15 protein-coding genes are annotated in these 19,446 nt (G+C 61.5%); 7 read left to right on the plus strand and 8 right to left on the minus strand.

Annotation, left to right across the window (positions count from 1 at the left end):
- Positions 1–24 precede the first annotated feature (24 nt).
- Complete coding sequence (locus AC1DON_RS05270; RefSeq protein WP_476933702.1) at positions 25–1,206, plus strand: alpha/beta fold hydrolase; 1,182 nt, start codon at positions 25–27, stop codon at positions 1,204–1,206.
- A gap of 33 nt (positions 1,207–1,239) precedes the next feature.
- On the opposite strand, the gene AC1DON_RS05275 is transcribed toward AC1DON_RS05270, so the two are convergent.
- A complete protein-coding gene (locus AC1DON_RS05275) occupies positions 1,240–1,677 on the minus strand; it encodes an Lrp/AsnC family transcriptional regulator (RefSeq protein WP_476933703.1) in 438 nt (145 codons plus the stop codon).
- 128 nt (positions 1,678–1,805) lie between these two features.
- Between AC1DON_RS05275 and AC1DON_RS05280 the strand changes: the two genes are divergently transcribed.
- The 4 genes from AC1DON_RS05280 to dapB all read left to right on the plus strand — a co-directional run bounded on the left by AC1DON_RS05280 (position 1,806) and on the right by dapB (position 7,219).
- On the plus strand, positions 1,806–2,696 hold the full coding sequence (locus AC1DON_RS05280) for a DMT family transporter (RefSeq protein WP_476933704.1): 891 nt from the start codon (positions 1,806–1,808) through the stop codon (positions 2,694–2,696).
- Positions 2,697–2,991: 295 nt separating this feature from the next.
- Complete coding sequence (gene dnaK, locus AC1DON_RS05285; protein ID WP_476933705.1) at positions 2,992–4,899, plus strand: molecular chaperone DnaK; 1,908 nt, start codon at positions 2,992–2,994, stop codon at positions 4,897–4,899.
- Positions 4,900–5,095: 196 nt separating this feature from the next.
- Positions 5,096–6,259, plus strand: a complete 1,164-nt coding sequence (dnaJ, locus tag AC1DON_RS05290) for a molecular chaperone DnaJ (RefSeq protein WP_476933706.1) — start codon at positions 5,096–5,098, stop codon at positions 6,257–6,259.
- 204 nt (positions 6,260–6,463) lie between these two features.
- Positions 6,464–7,219: a 4-hydroxy-tetrahydrodipicolinate reductase gene (gene dapB, locus AC1DON_RS05295; RefSeq protein WP_476933707.1), complete on the plus strand. Its 756-nt coding sequence runs from the start codon at positions 6,464–6,466 to the stop codon at positions 7,217–7,219.
- Positions 7,220–7,273: 54 nt separating this feature from the next.
- Here dapB and AC1DON_RS05300 read toward each other — a convergent pair whose 3' ends face one another.
- From AC1DON_RS05300 to coaBC, 4 genes are all read right to left on the minus strand, one after another.
- Positions 7,274–7,612 (minus strand): hypothetical protein, encoded by a 339-nt coding sequence (locus tag AC1DON_RS05300; RefSeq protein WP_476933708.1) that lies wholly within the window; start codon positions 7,610–7,612, stop codon positions 7,274–7,276.
- Between the two features lie 183 nt (positions 7,613–7,795).
- Positions 7,796–8,164: a hypothetical protein gene (locus AC1DON_RS05305; protein WP_476933709.1), complete on the minus strand. Its 369-nt coding sequence runs from the start codon at positions 8,162–8,164 to the stop codon at positions 7,796–7,798.
- A 369-nt stretch (positions 8,165–8,533) separates the two neighbouring features.
- Positions 8,534–9,016 (minus strand): dUTP diphosphatase, encoded by a 483-nt coding sequence (dut, locus tag AC1DON_RS05310; protein WP_476933710.1) that lies wholly within the window; start codon positions 9,014–9,016, stop codon positions 8,534–8,536.
- 259 nt (positions 9,017–9,275) lie between these two features.
- Entirely contained in the window at positions 9,276–10,466 is a 1,191-nt protein-coding gene (gene coaBC, locus AC1DON_RS05315) for a bifunctional phosphopantothenoylcysteine decarboxylase/phosphopantothenate--cysteine ligase CoaBC (protein WP_476933711.1), read from the minus strand.
- 95 nt (positions 10,467–10,561) lie between these two features.
- Between coaBC and AC1DON_RS05320 the strand changes: the two genes are divergently transcribed.
- Positions 10,562–11,143, plus strand: a complete 582-nt coding sequence (locus tag AC1DON_RS05320; RefSeq protein ID WP_476933712.1) for a hypothetical protein — start codon at positions 10,562–10,564, stop codon at positions 11,141–11,143.
- On the opposite strand, the gene ubiB is transcribed toward AC1DON_RS05320, so the two are convergent.
- From ubiB to AC1DON_RS05335, 3 genes are all read right to left on the minus strand, one after another.
- Positions 11,144–12,646: a 2-polyprenylphenol 6-hydroxylase gene (gene ubiB / locus AC1DON_RS05325; RefSeq protein WP_476933713.1), complete on the minus strand. Its 1,503-nt coding sequence runs from the start codon at positions 12,644–12,646 to the stop codon at positions 11,144–11,146.
- Between the two features lie 17 nt (positions 12,647–12,663).
- Positions 12,664–13,437, minus strand: a complete 774-nt coding sequence (gene ubiE, locus AC1DON_RS05330; RefSeq protein WP_476933714.1) for a bifunctional demethylmenaquinone methyltransferase/2-methoxy-6-polyprenyl-1,4-benzoquinol methylase UbiE — start codon at positions 13,435–13,437, stop codon at positions 12,664–12,666.
- Positions 13,438–13,521: 84 nt separating this feature from the next.
- Entirely contained in the window at positions 13,522–14,016 is a 495-nt protein-coding gene (locus AC1DON_RS05335) for a response regulator (protein WP_476933715.1), read from the minus strand.
- Between the two features lie 203 nt (positions 14,017–14,219).
- On the opposite strand from AC1DON_RS05335, the gene AC1DON_RS05340 reads away from it, so the two are divergent.
- Positions 14,220–19,211 (plus strand): alpha-2-macroglobulin family protein, encoded by a 4,992-nt coding sequence (locus AC1DON_RS05340; protein WP_476933716.1) that lies wholly within the window; start codon positions 14,220–14,222, stop codon positions 19,209–19,211.
- Positions 19,212–19,446 lie beyond the last annotated feature (235 nt).

Raw genomic sequence — 19,446 nt, forward strand, 5'->3', positions numbered from 1 at the left:
GGCAACGCGCAAAGGATGCCCGCCATGCCCCTTCTCATCATCGTTCGTTTCTGGCTGTCACTGCTGTCCTGGGCTATCCTCGGCGCCGTGGCCTATCTCCTGTGGACCTGGTATCAGGGTGACGAGGTCCTGAGACCCGACGGTCTCCTGGCAACCGTCCGCGAAGACTGGCGGCTATGGACGGGCCTCGGTCTTCTGGCCTGGTCGTTCCTGGGTGGCTTCATCGTCCGGCCGTTTCTGGCTAAGTCTGACCGCAAGCCGCTTGAGCCCCACCGCGGTGAGGGTGAGATTATCGACGGCGAGGGTGGTGCGAAGCTCTATGTCGAGCAGATTGGCCCCAAGGACGCGCCTTGTTTGGTCCTGACCCATGGGTGGGGCCTCGACAGCACCATTTGGGCCTATGCCAAGCGCGAGCTGTCGGAGACCTTCCGCATTGTTGTCTGGGACCTGCCCGGCATGGGGCGTTCGCGCGCGGGACCGGATGGTGTTCATCTGTCGGCCTTTGCCGAGGATCTGGCACGTGTCATCGACTATGCAGGTGCGCGCAAGGTCGTGGTGGCGGGCCACAGCATCGGCGGCATGACGGTCCAGACCCTGGCGCGCGATAACCCGGCCTTTTTCAAGGATCGCGTTGCCGGCGTCGTGCTGATCAACACCACCTATACCAATCCGTTGAAGACCATGATTTTAAGTGGGCTGATGCAGGCCCTGCGTCCGCTGATCGTCGCACAGCTGCACCTGACCGCATGGCTTGAGCCGCTGGCCTTTATCGGCGCCTGGCAGAGCTATCTCAATGGAACGTCTCACATTGCCAACCGCCTGGGCTTTGGCCCGCACGTCACCCACAGCCAGCTTGAGTATGTCACGCTGCTGATTACACGCAATTCGCAGCGTGCCCAGGCCCTGGGCAACCTTTCGATGATTCACTGGGACGCCACGGGCGCGCTGAAAGGCATCGATGCACCTGTGCTGGTGCTGGGCGGTGAGGACGATATTGTTACCAAGTCCGAAGCCAGCCGTGCGATTGCCGCGACAACGCCCAATGCCGGCCTCGAAATCATCGGGGAGGTCAATCATATGGGCTTTATCGAACGGTCCGAAGCCTATAACCGCGCGATCGCTGCCTTCGCGGCCGTGGTACTCAAGCCTTCGGCTGGCCCAAAGGCACAGAATGACCTGCCCCAGCGCCATCCGGTAACGGTCTGAATGGTCTTGACGCCGCGACCGAGAGGTGCGGCTTCAGATGAAGGGCGGCGGCCGGCGACGTATCGGCTGCGCCTTGACGATCGAGGTACTCGTTTCCGCTTTTTCGGCCAGCCCGTCCAGAATTGTATCCAGGTGCGCCATGGAGCGGACGTAGAGCCGAGCGACAAAGCAGTCATCGCCCGTCACCTTGTCGCACTCGCCGAATTCAGCGATGTCGGTGATGGCTTGTTGCACGACATAAAGCTTGCCCGGCAATGGACGAATGCGCACGATGGCCTGGAGGGGATAGCCGAGGATTTCCGGGTCAATCTCAAGCGTAAAGCCGCGAATGACGCCGCGTTCCTCCAGCCGTCGGACGCGTTCCGATACGCTGGGCGCAGAAAGGCCGACCTGTGCCGCCAATTCTTTCATCGGCAGCCGGGAGTCATTGGTAAGCGCCGTCAGGATGCGCCGGTCGTAATCATCAAGCATTTTTAAAACAATGGGTATGAGCCATATTGCCTTACATATGAAGGCAAATACAAGGTATAGCCTTTTTCATATCATGGATTGGCCACTGAGGCCATGGCATTATAAGTCTCTAAACCCCGGAGCTTATGATGGACGAGAGATCACGCGGCGCGGTCGAAATGACGGCGGCCATGGCCATTTCAGGGACGATCGGCTGGTTTGTGCTGGAAACCGGCCGGCCCGTCATGGAGGTTGTTTTCTGGCGTTGCCTTTTTGGAGCCGTCGTCCTGACTGCGGCCTGCGCCATGCTGGGGCTGTTTCGCGGCCTGACCTGGCGGACATTTGGACTGTCGATCTTGGGCGGACTGGCTCTGGTGGCGAACTGGCTGTTGCTGTTCGAGTCTTACAAACATGCGTCCATCGCCGTGGCCACGGCCTTGTATAATACCCAGCCCTTCATGCTGATCGCGCTGGGCGCAGTTGTCTTCGCTGAAAAACTGACCGTTAACAAGGTGGCGTGGCTGGCCATCGCATTTGCCGGTGTGGTGCTGATTGCCCAGTCGAAGGCGGGCGGCGGCGCGGGGGACCAATACGGGCCGGGTATCGCCATGGCGCTAGGCGCTGCCTTCTTCTACGCCATTGCCAGCATCACCACCAAGCTGCTGAAGGGCACGCCGCCACACCTGATCGCACTCATCCAGGTGGGGGTCGGCCTTGTCGCCATGGCGCCGTTCATGCAGTCGAACGCATTGCCCACGGATGGCCGGACGTGGAGCCTGCTGATTGCCATTGGGGTCATCCATACCGGATTTGTCTATATTCTTCTCTACGGCGCGATCCAGAAGCTGCCGACACACATTACCGGTGCCTTGTCCTTCATTTATCCGGTGGTCGCGATCGCCGTGGATTTTCTGGCCTATGGCCGCAGGCTGGAGGTGGCACAGATCATAGGCGGCGCCGCCATCCTGACGGCTGCGGCCGGCATGACGCTGGGCTGGCGGCTGTGGAAGACCCGTCAGCCGCTTAACGACACGATTTGAAATCTTTTCATTTTCATCCAGCCCACGGCGATTCCTTTTCAGAGATAGGAAGATGGCCATACCCCTGGTGTCCCTGCAATTTTTAGGGACATTACCCCTTGCGGGGCCGTGTGGCTTACCCATATCCGCTGTGGTCCGGAAGACGCCGCCAAGGCAGCGCATCTGGAAAAAGTGCAACTTTTCATCTCAACGGGGATGGACAAGGGCGGTGCTTTCTTAATAAGGCTGCCCAACGAGTCTCGGTAACGAGACATATCGACGTCCATTCGCCTTAAACGGAGTAGATTTAAGACCCATGGCTAAAATCATCGGCATCGACCTTGGTACGACCAATTCCTGCGTCGCCGTCATGGACGGCAAGAACCCGAAGGTCATCGAAAACGCCGAGGGCGTTCGCACCACGCCTTCGGTTGTCGCCATCGCCAGCGATTCAGAACGCCTGATCGGTCAGCCGGCCAAGCGCCAGGCTGTGACCAATCCTTCCAATACCTTCTTCGCCATCAAGCGCCTGATCGGCCGCACGTACAATGATCCGATGGTCCAGAAGGACAAGGGCATGGTCCCTTACGAAATCTCCAAGGGTCCCTCGGGCGACGCCTGGGTCAAGTCCCACGGCAAGGACTACTCGCCGCAGCAGATTTCGGCCTTCATCCTGCAAAAGCTGAAGGAAGACGCCGAAGCCTATCTCGGTGAAACCGTCACGCAGGCCGTCATCACGGTTCCGGCCTACTTCAACGACGCCCAGCGTCAGGCGACCAAGGACGCCGGCAAGATCGCCGGTCTGGAAGTCCTGCGCATCATCAACGAGCCAACTGCGGCTGCCCTGGCCTATGGCCTCGACAAGAACGACGGCAAGAAGATCGCCGTCTACGACCTCGGCGGCGGCACCTTCGACGTCTCGGTCCTGGAAATCGGCGACGGCGTCTTCGAAGTGAAGTCGACCAACGGCGACACCTTCCTGGGCGGTGAAGACTTCGACATGCGCATCGTCGATTACCTCGCCGATGAGTTCAAGAAGGAAAACGGTGTCGATCTGCGCTCCGACAAGCTGGCCCTGCAACGCCTTCGCGAAGAAGCAGAAAAGGCCAAGAAGGAACTGTCGACGACGGCTCAGTACGACCTGAACCTGCCGTTCATCTCGATGAATGCCTCGGGCCCACTGCACCTGAACCTCAAGCTGACCCGCGCCAAGCTGGAAAGCCTGGTCGAAGACCTGATCGCCAAGACGATCGGCCCCTGCCAGCAGGCACTCAAGGACGCCGGCCTCAAGGCTTCGGACATCGATGAAGTCGTCCTGGTCGGCGGCATGACGCGTATGCCCAAGGTCGCTGACGCCGTGAAAACCTTCTTCGGCCGCGAACCGCACAAGGGCGTCAACCCGGATGAAGTCGTGGCGCTGGGCGCCGCCATCCAGGCCGGCGTTCTGCAAGGCGACGTCAAGGACGTCCTGTTGCTCGACGTCACCCCTCTGACGCTCGGCATCGAAACGCTGGGTGGCGTGTTCACCCCGCTGATCGAACGCAACACCACCATCCCGACCAAGAAGTCGCAGGTCTTCTCGACCGCCGATGACAACCAGTCGGCCGTGACGATTCGCTGCTTCCAGGGCGAGCGCCCGATGGCCAGTGACAACAAGCTGCTGGGTCAGTTCGACCTGGTCGGTATCCCGCCGGCGCCGCGTGGCGTGCCGCAGATCGAAGTCACCTTCGACATCGACGCCAACGGCATCGTCAACGTCCACGCCAAGGACAAGGCGACCAACAAGGAACACTCGATCCGTATCCAGGCCAATGGCGGCCTGTCGGACGCCGACATCGAACAAATGGTCAAGGACGCCGAAGCCAATAAGGGCGAAGACGAGAAGCGCAAGGCGCTGATCGAAGCCCGCAACCAGGCCGACGCTATGATCCACTCGACCGAAAAGTCGCTGAAGGAATTCGGTGACAAGGTCTCGGCAGCGGACAAGACCGCGATCGAAACCGCCCTTGCTGACCTTAAGGCAGCCAAGGACGGCGAGGACGCCGATGACATCCGCGCCAAGTCCCAGACCCTGATCCAGGCTTCGATGAAGCTCGGTGAGGCCATGTACGGCCAGGGCGGCGACGATGCTGACGGCGGCGCTGAGGACTCGAAGGCCGAGGACGACAACGTCGTCGACGCCGAGTTCGAAGAAGTCGACGACGGCCCCAAGAAGAGCGCCTAAGAGGCCTCGTCATGAACGCCAGGAATTCCTCTTCGGAGATGTATCGGGCGTTCGCACATGATGCCAATGCGGCGGCAAGGTTTGACTCCTTGTCGCCGCTGCATCAAAACCTATATCCGACATTGAAAACGACCACGACACCAGGGCGCGCGAAACCCTTTGCGGCCGCAGTGGGAATGTCATCGGGGCGAGTAGCATGAACAAGCGTTGTTATTACGAAGTGCTGGAAGTCGAGCGTAGCGCCGACGACGCAGTCCTGAAATCGGCCTTCCGCAAGAAGGCGATGCAGCATCACCCCGACCGCAACCAGGGTGACGATCAGGCCGAGACGCGTTTCAAGGAAGTCAACGAAGCCTATGGCGTCCTTTCGGACCCGCAAAAGCGCGCGGCCTATGACCGCTTCGGTCATGCCGGCATGAACGGCCAGTCGGCCGGCGGCGGCTTTGGCGGCGGGGCGCAAGGCTTCTCCAACGTCGAAGACATCTTCTCCGAAATGTTCGGCGACATCTTTGGCCAGCAGCGCCGGCCAAACGGGCCGCAACGCGGCGCCGATGTCCGCTTCGATTATGAAATCACGCTGGAACAGGCCTATAAGGGCGCCGACGTCGAAATCACCGTCCCCACCACCCTGACCTGCGAAGCCTGTAGCGGTACCGGCGCCAAGCCCGGCACCCGTCCCCAGGCGTGCGGCACCTGCGCCGGCCATGGCCGCGTGCGCACCTCCAACGGCTTCTTTGCCGTCGAGCGCACCTGCCCGACCTGTAATGGCCAGGGCCAGATCATCAAGGACGTCTGCGACAGCTGTAAGGGCCACGGCCAGATTCGTAAGAACAAGACGCTCAATGTCCGCATCCCCGCTGGTGTCGATGATGGTGCGCGCATCCTGCTCAAGGGCGAAGGCCAGGCCGGTGCCAAGGGTGGACCCAAGGGCGATCTCTATATCTTCCTCGGTGTCGCCGAACACGACATCTTCGAGCGCGATGGCCTTGACCTGCATTGCTCTATCCCCGTGCCGATGTCGACGGCCGTGCTGGGCGGCGACATGGAAGTGCCGTGCCTGATGGGCGGTGACAATTGCGATGGTCAGTGCAAGCTGGACGTTGCCATTCCCGAAGGCGCCCAGACCGGCCACAAGGTCAAGATCAAGGGCCGCGGCATGCCGGGTCTCAATTCGCGGCAGAAGGGCGACCTGATCGTCGAGCTGTTCGTCGAGACGCCCAGGCACCTGACGGCGCGCCAGAAGGAGCTGATGAAGGAATTCTCGGCCATCTGTGAAGAAAAGTCCTACGCCCAGAGCCAGGGCTTCGTTCACAAGGCCAAGCGCTTCTGGGACGATATCACCGGCGCCGCTGCTCAGTAGCAGGCAGGGTCGGCAGGGCCACGGGCCCTGCACCCGGAATCGCTACGGAGCAATGTGCGAAAAGTGTGCAGCGGTTTTCGCTTAACATTGCGACCAAGCAAATATGGTTACAACACCCGCCGGTACCTCACCGGCGGGTGTTGTTTTGTTTGACCTGAGGGCGTTCACATCCTATCGGACTACGAAACTTCGTAAGGACTGACTATGACCGCGCCGACGCTTCGCTTTGCCGTCAATGGATACAAGGGCCGTATGGGCCAGGCCATCCTGCGTGTGCTGGAAGAAGGCAAACACGCCGTCGCGTCGAAGTTCGACAAGGGCGAGCATCCCAACCTGATCAAGGCCGACTGCGTCATCGATTTCTCGACTCCTGAGGCCTCGCTTGCCCTGCTGGAAGCCTGCGCCAATGAAGGCCTGAGCCGTCCGCGTCCGCTGGTCCATGTCATCGGCTCGACCGGCTTTACGAACGAACAGCTGGCGCGCATTCCGCAATATGCCGACCAGGTCATCATCATCCGTTCGGGCAACTTTTCGCTGGGCATCAACCTGTTGGCGGGCCTCCTGAAGCAGGCCAGCGCCCGTCTGGCGGCCGAAGACTGGGATATCGAAATCCTGGAAGGCCATCACAAGCGCAAGGTGGATGCGCCGTCCGGCACCGCCCTGATGCTGGGGGAGGCGGCTGCCTATGGCCGGGGCATCAAGCTCGACGACGCCAAGGTCGTGGCGCGCGACGGCATCACCGGTGCGCGCGAGACTGGCACGATCGGCTTTTCGGTGATCCGCGCCGGCGGCATTGTCGGCGAACACTCGGCCATACTGGCGTCGGAAGACGAGATTCTGACCCTGTCGCATTCGGCACGCGATCGCACCCTGTTCGCCCGCGGTGCCGTCCAGGCGGCGATCTGGGGCCGCAAGCAGACGGCGGGGCTCTATGACATGCAGGACGTGCTAGGCTTCTGACACAGAAAAGCCGCCTGCAATGCAAGCGGCTTTTTAAATACAGATATTTAGACTCTAGGCTTTCTTGGCCTGGAATTTCATGGCGGTCTTCGTCGTGCCAACGACACCGACGACGCCGTAGGCAAACACGTACATCATGATGACCTGAACGATGGCCGACAGATGGCGGAAGTCGGGAATGTGCAACGGGTCACCGGTCAGGCGCGGCAGGAAGATGCTTACGGCATAGGCGCCCAAGACGGTCAGCAATGCTTTCAGTGCCAGACTGTCGTTCTTCTGCTGAAACAGCCCGATGATCAGGCCGATGATCAGGACCAGTAAGAGATTTACTGCCGCCAGTGCGTCTTGAAGGCCGTCGCCAAGCGACAGGATGAAATTCCAGATATCGTTCATGAGCTACCCTCTCAAGGTTCATGTCAATTCGCGGATCGGATCGAACCGCCTGGCTCGCTCCACAGATTAATTCCTATTCACCATAAATAATGATTCAATGCGGTTGTCTATGTTCGCCGAACGCAGTTATGGCGCGTGGCGGGTCAGACCACGCGCCAGGCGCGATAGCCGCATTGAAAAGGTTCAGGATTTCGAAGCGATGATAACGGGAATGAGCGGACGGCTCAGGTTCACCGGCATGAACAGCGCCTTGATCTTTTCGCACAGCCAGATGAGGGCCCAAGCGACGGCGAACAGGACAACGATCTGGATCTCGGTTTCCATCTGCATGAGGTCGGGCCAGATCGGCTCGGCGCCGTAGATGGTAGGCCACACGGCAACAATCAGCATGGCGGGGATAACGGCGAATAGCGCCTTCAGCCAGCTCAATCCTCGCGGCAGGGCAAAGCCGATAAACAGACTCAATAGCAGCGCGGGCACAAGGTTGAGGCCGATCAACGCCGCAGCGGTGGAATCCACGATAGCCCAGAGAAATTGTACAAACTCGCCCATAATAAAAATCTTTCAAAAGCGCCGCTGCTTATTGATATCTTTGGTGCAGGCGACGGTAAGCAAACCCGACATCTCCATTTACGTCCGGTTACCTGAATTCCCCTTTAGGCTGATGTTCATTCCATGTTCATCTTGGGGGCCGGGTTCGGCCATCAGGGGAATTTCACGATAAGAAATCGATATGGATAGGTCAGATTGAAAGACTGGGGCGCTTCGGTGTTGCCGTAAATTGAAATAATGTGGTTATGTGATCACAGATGCGTGTGGCGCGCGAGCTCTATTCGCTCATTAGGCGAGCGAGTTGGTATAAATAAACCGCTTCGGCTCTGACAAACGGAAGCGGCCTAAGGAATTTAAAACGAAAAAGGATCAGCGGCCCGTTGAGCCGAATCCGCCGTCGCCGCGCCCGGTTTCATCGAGCAACTCCTCTGCCTTCCAGGCAATACGAGCATGACGCGCGACGACCATCTGAGCAATCCGGTCACCGCGATTGATGACGAAGTCTTCCGAACCCAGATTGATCAGGATGACGCCAACCTCACCGCGATAGTCGGAGTCGATCGTGCCCGGCGAATTGAGGCAGGTGATGCCGAATTTCAACGCCAGGCCCGAGCGTGGGCGAACCTGGACTTCATAGCCTTGCGGCACGGCGATCTTCAGGCCGGTTGGCACGAGCGCGCGGCCCAGCGGCTTCAGCGTCAGGGTTTCACCCTCGGGGATCGCCGCGCGCAGGTCCAGACCGGCAGAACCCTCGGTCTCATAGGCAGGCAGGGCCAGACCGGCTGCGTGCGGCAATTGCACGACGTGGGCGGTGACTTCGGGTTCGGCGGTCGGGATGACATGGGCGTTCATTGGCAAAGCTCGCGGCTATTCGGCTGTTCGGGATTCGCCCTCCCCATTCATGGGAGGGGGGACCGCCGTCAGGCGGTGGGCGGGGCCAACACGATCAGCCACAACTCCGAATGTTGGAGTTTGAAACGCCCGGCGGTCACCCCGCCCACCATTTGCTTCGCAAATGGTCCCCCCTCCCCGCAAGCAGGGAGGGCGTAGTTTGGCGATATCATTCCATGAAATGGCGCGCCGCTACAGCGCCCATTGGAAAAGTTAACAGCTAACTGAGGCGCCTGTGGATATAGTCGGCCAGGAAGCTCGCGACATCCGCCTTGGTCTCGCCGGATACGGGCGTAAAGCCATCGAGATCGACCAAGGTCACCGAATTGCGCGCTGAGCCGAACACGCCTTCGGATACATCGTTGGCGATAATGGCGTCGCAACCCTTCGACGCCAGCTTGGCCTTGGCGTAATCTTCAAGCGTGTTGGTCTCGGCCGCGAAACCGATAACCAGACGCGGGCGCATCTCAAGGTGTTTGGATACGGATTCGAGAATGTCAGGGTTCTTAACGAAGGTGACCGACAGCTCGGGTTCAGCCGTCTTCTTCTGCTTTTCGGCAGCCGCCTCCTTGGGCCGCCAGTCGGCGACGGCCGCCACAGCCACAAAGACATCGCATGGCAGGGCAGCATGGACGGCATCGAACATCTGCTGGGCGGTCTCGACATCGATGCGCTTGACGCCCGGCGGCACAGGCAGGGCAACCGGTCCCGACACCAAAGTCACGTCGGCGCCTTCGCGCGCCAGCCGGTCAGCAATGGCATAGCCCTGCTTGCCCGACGAGCGGTTGGTCAGGCCACGCACGGGATCGAGCGGCTCGAATGTCGGCCCGGCGGTGAGCACAATCTTCTTGCCCTTGAGGCGCTGATTGGCGGCCAGATGTTCCTGAATGGCTGCGAAAATGGATTCCGGCTCGCTCATCCGCCCGAGACCGAATTCACCGCAAGCCATGTCGCCCTCATCTGGGCCGACAAACAATACGCCGTCGGCGGTCAGCTGGGCCAGGTTGCGCTGGGTCGCGGCGTGGTGCCACATGCGGACATTCATCGCCGGTGCCATCAGCACAGGCTTGTCGGTCGCCAGAAGAAGGGTCGTGGCGAGGTCATTTGCCTGACCGTGCGCGGCCTTGGCCATCAGGTCGGCGGTGGCGGGCGCAACCACGACCAGGTCGGCCTGGCGCGACAGCATGATGTGGCCCATCTCGGCCTCGACGGTCAGATCGAACAGGTCGGAATAGACGGTATCGCCGGACAGGGCCGCGGCAGTCAGCGGCGTGACAAAGGCTTCTGCCGCCTTGGTCAGGACGACGCGGACATTCAGGCCGGCCTTTTTGATCAGGCGGATCAGCTCCAGCGATTTGTAGGCCGCGATGCCGCCGCCGATGATCAGGAGAATGCGCTTGGGCTCGGTCATACCATGTCTTTCTCTTGGCCTTTCCGCTTAGGGCGGTGTGTGCCATAGATAAGGCGTAGGGGGCAAGGATGACAGGCGGTTACAAAAGGTTCTTATTGATCGCCGCACTGTTGGGCCTGGCGGCCTGCGATGCCGGACCGTCAGCCGTGCTCAAGGACGGCGAAGGCAAGGCGGCCTCATCGCCTGTCGCGGCAGCACCCGTTGAGGTCGAAGCCCCTCAGTCCGTATCGGCGCCGGAACAGTCGACGGAACCTGAGTCTACACACCAAAATGCCGGCGCGCCCAATTTCGGCAAGTCCCTGCCGATCGCAGCCGACCATGCGGTCGTCACGGCGACGCATTACGGTGACTGGCCGCTATGGTCGTCAAACCGCAAATATTCGACCGAAGAAAACGCCCGCTATCACTTCGAACGCCACGGGGCGGAATTCGGCTCGAAATCGTTCGAAGACCACATGGCCATGGTCCATGGCTTTATCCATGCGCCGCCGCCGGGCACGCAAACACTCAAGCGCAACAATGGCGACACGCTGTTCTACGATCCGAAGGGTAATGTTTTTGCGGTCATGACGAAAAAGGGCGCGCCGCGCACCATGTTCCGGCCGGATGACGGCGTGGCCTATTGGAACCGGCAGAAGATCATCGAGTCCGAGCGCCGGACGACCCGCGACGATTGACTACCGGACCGCCAGCCAGATCATCATCGCCAGCGACAGGATCGACGTCGCCAGCGCAATATAGCCGATGGTGCGGCTGTGGCGCAGCTCTGCGCGCATATTGTCATTACCGGTCGTAATCACCGTCTCGGTCGCGGGCTCATCCAGCTTGCGAATCAGTTTTTCCAGCAGGCGCCTGGCCTCGGTGATCGGCGACAGTTCGCGCGAAATCCAGGCACGGACCACAGGACGGGCAGCTTCCCACAGATTGTGTTCGGGATAGATGCGGCGCGCCACGCCCTCGACGCTGACCATGGTCTTTTGCAGCAGCACCAGTTCTGGCCGCAGGTGCATATCGAACTGAGCGGTAATTTCGAAAAGCTGGGTCAGAAGCCGGCCCATCGACACCTCGGTTGCCTTTTGCCCAAGGACCGGCTCACCGACGGCGCGCAAGGCCTGGGCGAAGCTATCGACATTGTGCGTGCGCGGCACATAGCCGGCTTCGAAATGGACCTCGGCGACGCGTTTGTAATCGCGCTGCAGGAAGCCCCACAGCATTTCGGCGAGGTAGCGCCGCTCCTGCGGACGCAGGCGGCCGATAATGCCGAAGTCGATGGCGATCAAACGCGCGGGCGCCGCAACGAACAGGTTGCCTTCGTGCAGGTCGGCGTGGAAGACCCCGTGGTCGAGCGCCTGCGACAGGAAGGCGCGGATCAGGTTATCGGCCGTTTCCTTGTGGTCCAGCCCCGGCAAGGCCAGGGCTTCCGGCTTGGACAGGGGCGTGCCGTCTGCCCATTCGAGCACGATCACCCGGCGCGACACCTGATGCCAGACGACCTTGGGGGCGCGCATATAGGGCGTGGCGTTGATGATCTTGCCGATCTCGTCACACGCCGAGGCTTCGAGGCGCAGGTCGAGTTCGAGCATCAGCGACTGCGCCACCGTCGCGACAAAGGCCTCGGGCTCCAGCCGCCGCGTCATGCTGACGAAGCGGTGGATCAGGCTGGCCGACAAGGTCAGCATGGCGATGTCGGCCGCGATGACCTCTTCGATGCCGGGGCGCAGGATCTTGACCGCGACCTTGCGGCCGTCGCGCAGGACGGCGCGATGAGCCTGGGCGATCGACGCAGCGCCCAGCACTTCGCCAAACTCGCTGAAGATCTCGCCCAAGGGCTTGCCTAGCGCCTCTTCGACCGACTCTACCGCAACCTTGTGCGAGAAGGCCGGCAGGCGGTCCTTGAGGTGGCTCAGGTCCTCGATAAAGGTCTTGCCGAAGATGTCACCACGCGTCGACAACACCTGGCCGAGCTTGATAAAGGCCGGTCCCAGTTCCTGAAGCGCCAGGGCATAACGCTCGCCCGGCCTTAGACTGCTGCGGCGGCTGAACAATGCACGTAGGAGCCCGGCGAAGAAGCGCGGAAATGGTGGCAGGAGCGGTGACAGTTCCTTGGGCACAAGGGCGTCATGGCGCAGCAGGACAAGGCCCGTGCGGAACATGCGCATCCATGAAGCGAAACTGGCCATCCGATCTTGCGAGCGCTTTACGCCCAGCCCTCATGCAGGGCGCAGATGCCCCCGGAGAAGTTGGTGTAACGGGCGTTGCGGAAGCCGGCCGTGGTCATCATGTCCTTCAGCGTCTCCTGATTGGGGAAGCGCTGGATGCTTTCGACCAGGTACTGATAGCTGTCGCGGTCGCCGGCGACCAGCTCGCCCATCCACGGGATGACCTTGAAGCTGTAGGTCTCGTAGATCTTGGCGATGGGCGTCGTGGTCGGGTGCGAGAATTCGAGGCAGAAGAAGCGGCCGCCCGGCTTGAGGACGCGGCGGGCTTCGTTGAGCGCCACCTGGACGTCGGCGACATTGCGGATGCCGAAGCTGATGATATAGGCGTCAACAGAGCCATCGTCGATGGCGAGGTTCATAGCGTCGCCGACCGACCAGCTCAATTCCGGCTCCGTGCCCTTTTCGCGGCCGGCCAGGATCATTTGTTCGTTATAGTCGATGACGCGGATTTCGACGTCCTTGGCATCATAGCCGCGGCCTTGACGGCGGGCCTTGGCGGCGCGCGCCATCTTCGCCAGGCGACGAGCGATGTCACCCGTGCCGCCGGCAACGTCGAGGATCACTTCGCCCGGCTGTGGATTGAGCCGCGCGCAGGCGGCGTCCTTCCAGACGTGGTGGACGCCCAGCGACATGACGTCATTCATCAGGTCGTATTTGGGGGCAACGCGCGCGAAGACCTCGGCGACGCGCGACACCTTTTCGCGCGGGTCGAGGTCCCGGAAACCGAAGGGGGAGGTTGCGGTATCGGACATGGCCGTTGTTCTAACGGCAAAAGGTTTAGAATGGAATACGTTTCGCGCACTGCGTCATGTGACCCAGCGTCGCGCCACCTGTTCCTAATCCGCCTTGTCCGAAGCGCGGCGGAACGGCCCGCGGTATTCGGGGTTGTTCCTGCGGCGCCTATCGGGACCGATATAGGTGCTCGATTTCACCCAGCCACGCTCGTTATTGATGACGCTGCGCATGCGGTCGATCAAAGCCTTGGCGGTGAGCGGCTTGGCGATGATCTCATTGACCCCGGCGTCGCGTGCCTCAAGCACGTGGCGGCGGTCGGTGTGACCGGTCATCATGATGATGGGCACGTAAGGGTGCGGGCTGTCCGAACCCTTGCGCAGCAGTTTGGTGAATTCGAGGCCGTCGAGCTGTTCCATCATCAGGTCGAGGATGATGACATCCGGGCGCCAGTCGCGCACGATTTCGAGCGCCTCGATGCCATCCGAAGCTTCGCGGATCAGGGTAATACCCATGGAACGCAGCATGGTACAGACGATCACCCGCATATAGTGATTATCGTCGACCACGAGCACCATGACGCGTGCGAACTTGCTCAAGAGGCTTCCCAGCTCCGGCGGAGAAAATGGCTTTAAATTATAGGGGATGAGACCCATCCCCGCCTATTTAATGCGACCCTTCTATCTTATTTGCCACAAACGTAAAACAAAGATTGATTCTCAATCCATTCCGCGCTTCTCTCAAAGAAGTTAAGGCGTTGAGGGGCGGCTTGACCCGTGCCCTACAGGCAGGGACATTTTCCATGATCGACTGGCAAAACAGAACGCTCATCGCGAGCGCGGCGGCGGTGCTGATTTCGGGCTTCTGTGTCGGTTTTCTCGCGGCGAAAGCCACCGATGGCATATCGGGCAAGACCGAGTCTGCCGCCGTCGCCGAGGCCCCAGGCAAGCCGGCGACAGGTTTGTTCGGCAAGGTGCGTGACAAGAATGCCCGCCGCGCCGGCCGTCGTGACTATGAATTCAGCACCTGGCAACAGTCGATCGATACGTCGGGCCCGACGCCGAAAGCCTGCGTCCAGTTCACCCAGGCGCTCGATCCGTCCAAGTCGTATGGCGATTATGTCGTTGTCAGCCCGGCTCTGCCGTCGGCGCCGGCCGTTTCGGTCAAGGACGACACCCTGTGTGTCGCGGGCATAGGCTTTGTCGATCGCCGCATTACGCTGCTTAAAGGCCTGCCAGGCAAGGGTTCGGAAAAGCTGAAGGCCAATGAGGACTTCGATTTCGATTTCGGCGAAAAGCCACCCTATGTCGGCTTCAAGGGCAATGGCGTCATCCTGCCACGCGAGGAAGCCGACGGCGTCGCGATCGAAACCGTCAATGTGTCGGCGTTGAGTGTCGAAGTCTGGCATGTCTCCGACCGCAATCTGGTGCGCAAGAGCGTGTCCGCGCCTGATCCGACGCCTGAAGGCGATTACGACTATTCATGGGGCGAGGACTCCGCCGACGATATCGGCGTCAAGATCTGGACCGGCAAGATGGCGGTCAAGACGGGCAATGGCGAACGCGTCACAACCGTCTTCCCGCTGGGCGCCGTGCTGAAAACGATGAAGCCCGGTGCTTACGTCGTCAAGGTGCGCGATGGCTCGGGCGGCCGCGACAAGAAGGTCGACGACCAGCCAGCCCAGGCGCGGCGCTGGATTCTCTATACCGACATGGCGATGACGACCTACAAGAGCCCGAACGGGCTGGATGTCGTGGTGCGGTCGCTGAAATCCGCCAAAGCTATCAGCGGCGTCAAGGTCGACCTGGTGGCGTCGAACGGCGACATCCTGGCCGAAACGCGCTCCGGCGTTGACGGCCGCGCCAGCTTCGGCGGCGCGCTGCTGAAGGGCACTGACGCCCTGACGGCCAAGATGATCATGGCCTATGGACCGAACGACGATTACACGGCGGTCGATGTCCAGCGCACGCCGATGGACCTGACGCAACATGGCGTCGGTGGCCGTCAGGACGAGGCCGAAGTGACCGATGGCCGGGCCAATGCCCAGGGCGTCGATGGCTTCATGTACACCGATCGTGGCATCTATCGTCCCGGCGAAACCGTGCGCCTGGTCGCCCTGATGCGCGACAATGAAGGCAAGGCCGTCAAGGACCGAAAGGGCGCCCTGATCGTCACACGGCCGTCGGGCGTCGAGGCCTTCCGCTTCCGCTTCGACAAGACGCAGGACGGCTTTGCCGGCGCCAGCATCGTGCTGCCGAAGACCGCACCGCGCGGCCAGTGGCAGGCCCGACTGGAGATGGACGGCCTGGAAGGCGCTGCCGGTTCAGCCAGCTTCGCCGTCGAGGACTTCGCACCTCAGCGTCTTGGTGTTGATGTCACGGCCGACAGCCAAAGACCGCTGCTGTCGCTGACCGAACAGCGTCCGGTGCGCGTCAATGCGCGTTACCTCTATGGTGCAGTCGGTTCGGACCTGCAGGTGACCGGCGAGGCCCGTATCAGCCAGGACGCCGAGCCCTTCCCGGCCTTCAAGGACTTTACCTTCGGCGATTCCGCCAAGCCCTACGAAGAAAAGTACGTCGATCTGCCGTCGGCGACGACGGACGGCCAGGGCAATGCCCTGTTCCCGTTCAACGCCGCCCTGGCCGGCGAAACCTCGCAGCCCCTGATCGTCCAGTTGACCGCTTCGGTCTTCGAACCTGGTGGCCGTCCGGTCAAGGAAGGCCAGACGCTGAAGATCAAGCCGGCGCCGCTCTATCTCGGTGTCAAGGTCGACCAGAAGGAGGCCCGGTCGTGGCGCGATACGCCACAGGTCGCGCTCAATGTCATCGGCGTGACGCCGCAGGGCCAGAAGACGGCCGTCAAGGGCGCGGTGGTCAAGCTGATCGCCGAGCACTGGGATTATGACTGGTATATCGCCAATGGCCGCTGGCAGTGGCGCTCGACGCACCGCGATGCCGTCGTCCTGACCAAGACCGTCGATCTCAATGCCAATACCGGCTTTACCCTGCAACGCGGGCTGGACTGGGGTGATTACCGTCTTGAGGTCGAGGTGCCGGGCAAGGCGCGCAGTTCGGTGCGCTTCGCTTCGGGCTGGGGCACGTCGCAAAAAGGGTCTGACGCACCGGATATGGTGCGTCTGTCAACCGGCGGCCGCAAGTTCAATCAGGGCGACACGGTCGAACTGACGCTGAAGGCGCCCTATAAGGGCGAGGCGCAGATCGCCGTCGCCACCGACCGCATCATCGAGATGAAGACGGTCAGCATCGGCGAAAACGGCACCAGCGTCCGCCTGAAGACGTCGGCGGCTTGGGGTGGGGGCGCCTATGTGCTGGTGTCGGTCATCCAGCCGCGCGATCCAGTCGAGTCGTCGAAGCCGCGCCGCGCTGTCGGTCTGATTTACGTGCCGCTCGACGCCAAGTCGCGCAAGCTCGAGATCCAGCTGCCGGGCGGCGATACGCCGTTCAAGCCGCAGGTCGGCAAGGATGGCAAGCCATTCATCGAAGTGCCGGTGCATATCAAGGGCGCCAAGCTGGGCGACAGCGCCAAGGTGTCTCTGGCCGTCGTAGATCAGGGCATCCTCAACCTGACCAAGTTCAAGACGCCGGACCCGGTCGGCTGGTACTTCGGCAAGCGTGCCCTGGGCGTGGACTATAATGACGACTATGGCCGCCTGCTCGATCCGAATCTGGCCGCGGCCGCCGACACTTTCGGCGCTGACTCGATCGGTGGCGAAGGCCTGACGACGACGCCGATCCGGACCGTCGCCCTGTGGTCGGGTGTCATCGACACCGGCCTCGACGGCCGGGCCGTGGTGCGCCTGCCGATCTCGAAGTTCAACGGCGAGCTGCGCGTCATGGCGGTGGCCTGGACGGATGAGGCTGTCGGCTCCAGCCAGCAGAAGCTGGTGGTGCGCGAACCCGTCGTCATGGACCTGGCCCTGCCGCGCTTCCTCAATCCGGGCGACAAGGCGTTTGCGACCCTGGAACTGAACAATGTCGATGGCAAGCCCGGCATCTACAAGGCCATCATCAAGGGCCTGCAAGGGCTAGCGCTGGCATTCGAAAAGGCCTTCAACCTCGGCAAGGGCCAGAAGGTCATCGAAGCCGTGGCGATGAACGCGCCGAACACGACCGGCATTTCGACGGTTAATATCGCGCTCAATGGCCAGGGCTACGACTTCCAGGATTCGTTCCAGATCCAGACCCGCAACGGCTGGGGTCCGCAGACGCGGGTGTCGGTCGAACAGCAAGCGGTCAATGCCGTCTACACACCGAACACATCGCTGCTGGCCGGCCTGCAGCCTGGCTCGGCGACGGTCGAGGTCAGCTATTCGCCCTTCCGCAATGTCGATCCGGGTCCGATCGCGGCCGCGCTCAACAAATATCCTTACGGCTGCACCGAGCAGGTGACGTCGGCGGCGATGCCGTGGCTCTATGCCGACGAATCGATGGTCGGCAAGGCCCGCGCGCGGCCGTCCGCAGGAGCGCTCAAGATCGCCGTGCAGAAGCTGCTGGACCGTCAGGCTCAGGACGGCGCGTTTGGCCTGTGGCGCGTCGGTGACGGCGATGCCGACGGCTTTATCGGCGCCTATGCCACCGATTTTCTGCTGGAGGCCCGCGCGCGCGGCGCCTATGTGCCGCAGGAGGCGATCGACAAGGCCATGAACGCCATGCGCGACCTGTCGAAGCCGCAGGGCTACACCTCGGTCAATTACCGCCTGAGCGTGCCGGACTACTGGTACTATAGCGGCATATCGGGTGAGCAACTGACCAAGCAGATGCGCAGCCGGGCGTCGGCCTATGCGCTGTACGTCATGGCCAAGGGCAAGTCGGGCGACCTGGCCCGCCTGCGCTGGTACCGTGACGTCCAGTTCAATGAGGAACAGTCGCCGCTGGCGCGTGCCCAGGTGGCGGCCGCCCTCGGCATGATGGGCGATCGCGCCCGGTCCCGTCAGGCCTTCCGCCAGGCGATCGAAAAGATCGGCTATACGGATCACTACGACTGGTATCAGTCGCCGCTGCGTGACCTGGCCGGTATCATCGCGCTCGCCTATGAATCGGGTAATGGCGACATTGGCGCCACGCTGATCCCGCGTCTCGAAACCTCTATGAAGAGCCCGGCCCAACTCAACACGATCGAGCAGGCTTACATCCTCAAGGCGGCGTCCTACATGCTGAAATCGGCTGGCAAGACCCGGATCGACGCCAATGGCGTGTCGACCCTGCCGGGCAGTGCGAACGTCCAGCGCTTCGGCGTGACCAGGTTCGCCGGTGCGCAATTCAAGAACACTGGCTCGGGTCCGATCTGGCGGACGGTGACGGTCATAGGTACGCCAGTGGCGCCTCCGGGCGCGGTATCCAGTGGCCTCAGCCTGTCGAAGACTTTCTTCACGTTGGGGGGGCAGCGTATCGACCCGTCGCAGCTGCGTCAGGGCGACCGCGTCATTGTGGTGATTTCGGGCGGTAGTGACAAAGCGGAAACGCGGCCGATCGTGATCGACGATCCGCTGCCGGCCGGCTTTGAGATCGACTCGACCCTGACCAGCGAAGACACCGCCAACGGACCGTTCAGCTTTGTCGGCCAGCTGTCCGGAGCCAAGGCCCAGGAAGCCCGCGATGACCGTTATGTCGCGGCGCTGGATGTGTCGTCAGACCACAGTTTCAACGTAGCCTATATCGCGCGCGCCGTGACGCCGGGGGACTATTACCTGCCGGGCGCGGAAGCGAAAGACTTCTACCGGACGGACACGTTCGGCAGGACGAATGGTGGTCGCGTAGTGATTTCGGGAAGGTAAGACGTGGGGCCTCAGGCCCCACACCCCGGTACTTGACTGAGTGTGAACAGTCTTATTAGCCAATAGAAAAGGGCCCGCTTCGGAGGCCCCTTTTTATTGGCTATCAGGATTATTCGTACCCGGACAAACATATGGGGTGCGGGGTCTGCGACCCCGCGACTTAACCCGCCCAAGGCATGGCGATGCCAGCTCAAACGCAAAACGGACGGGAGAGCCGGGCACAATGGTCTCTGAC

It is taken from the genome of Asticcacaulis sp. P4_H10 (assembly GCF_056400965.1).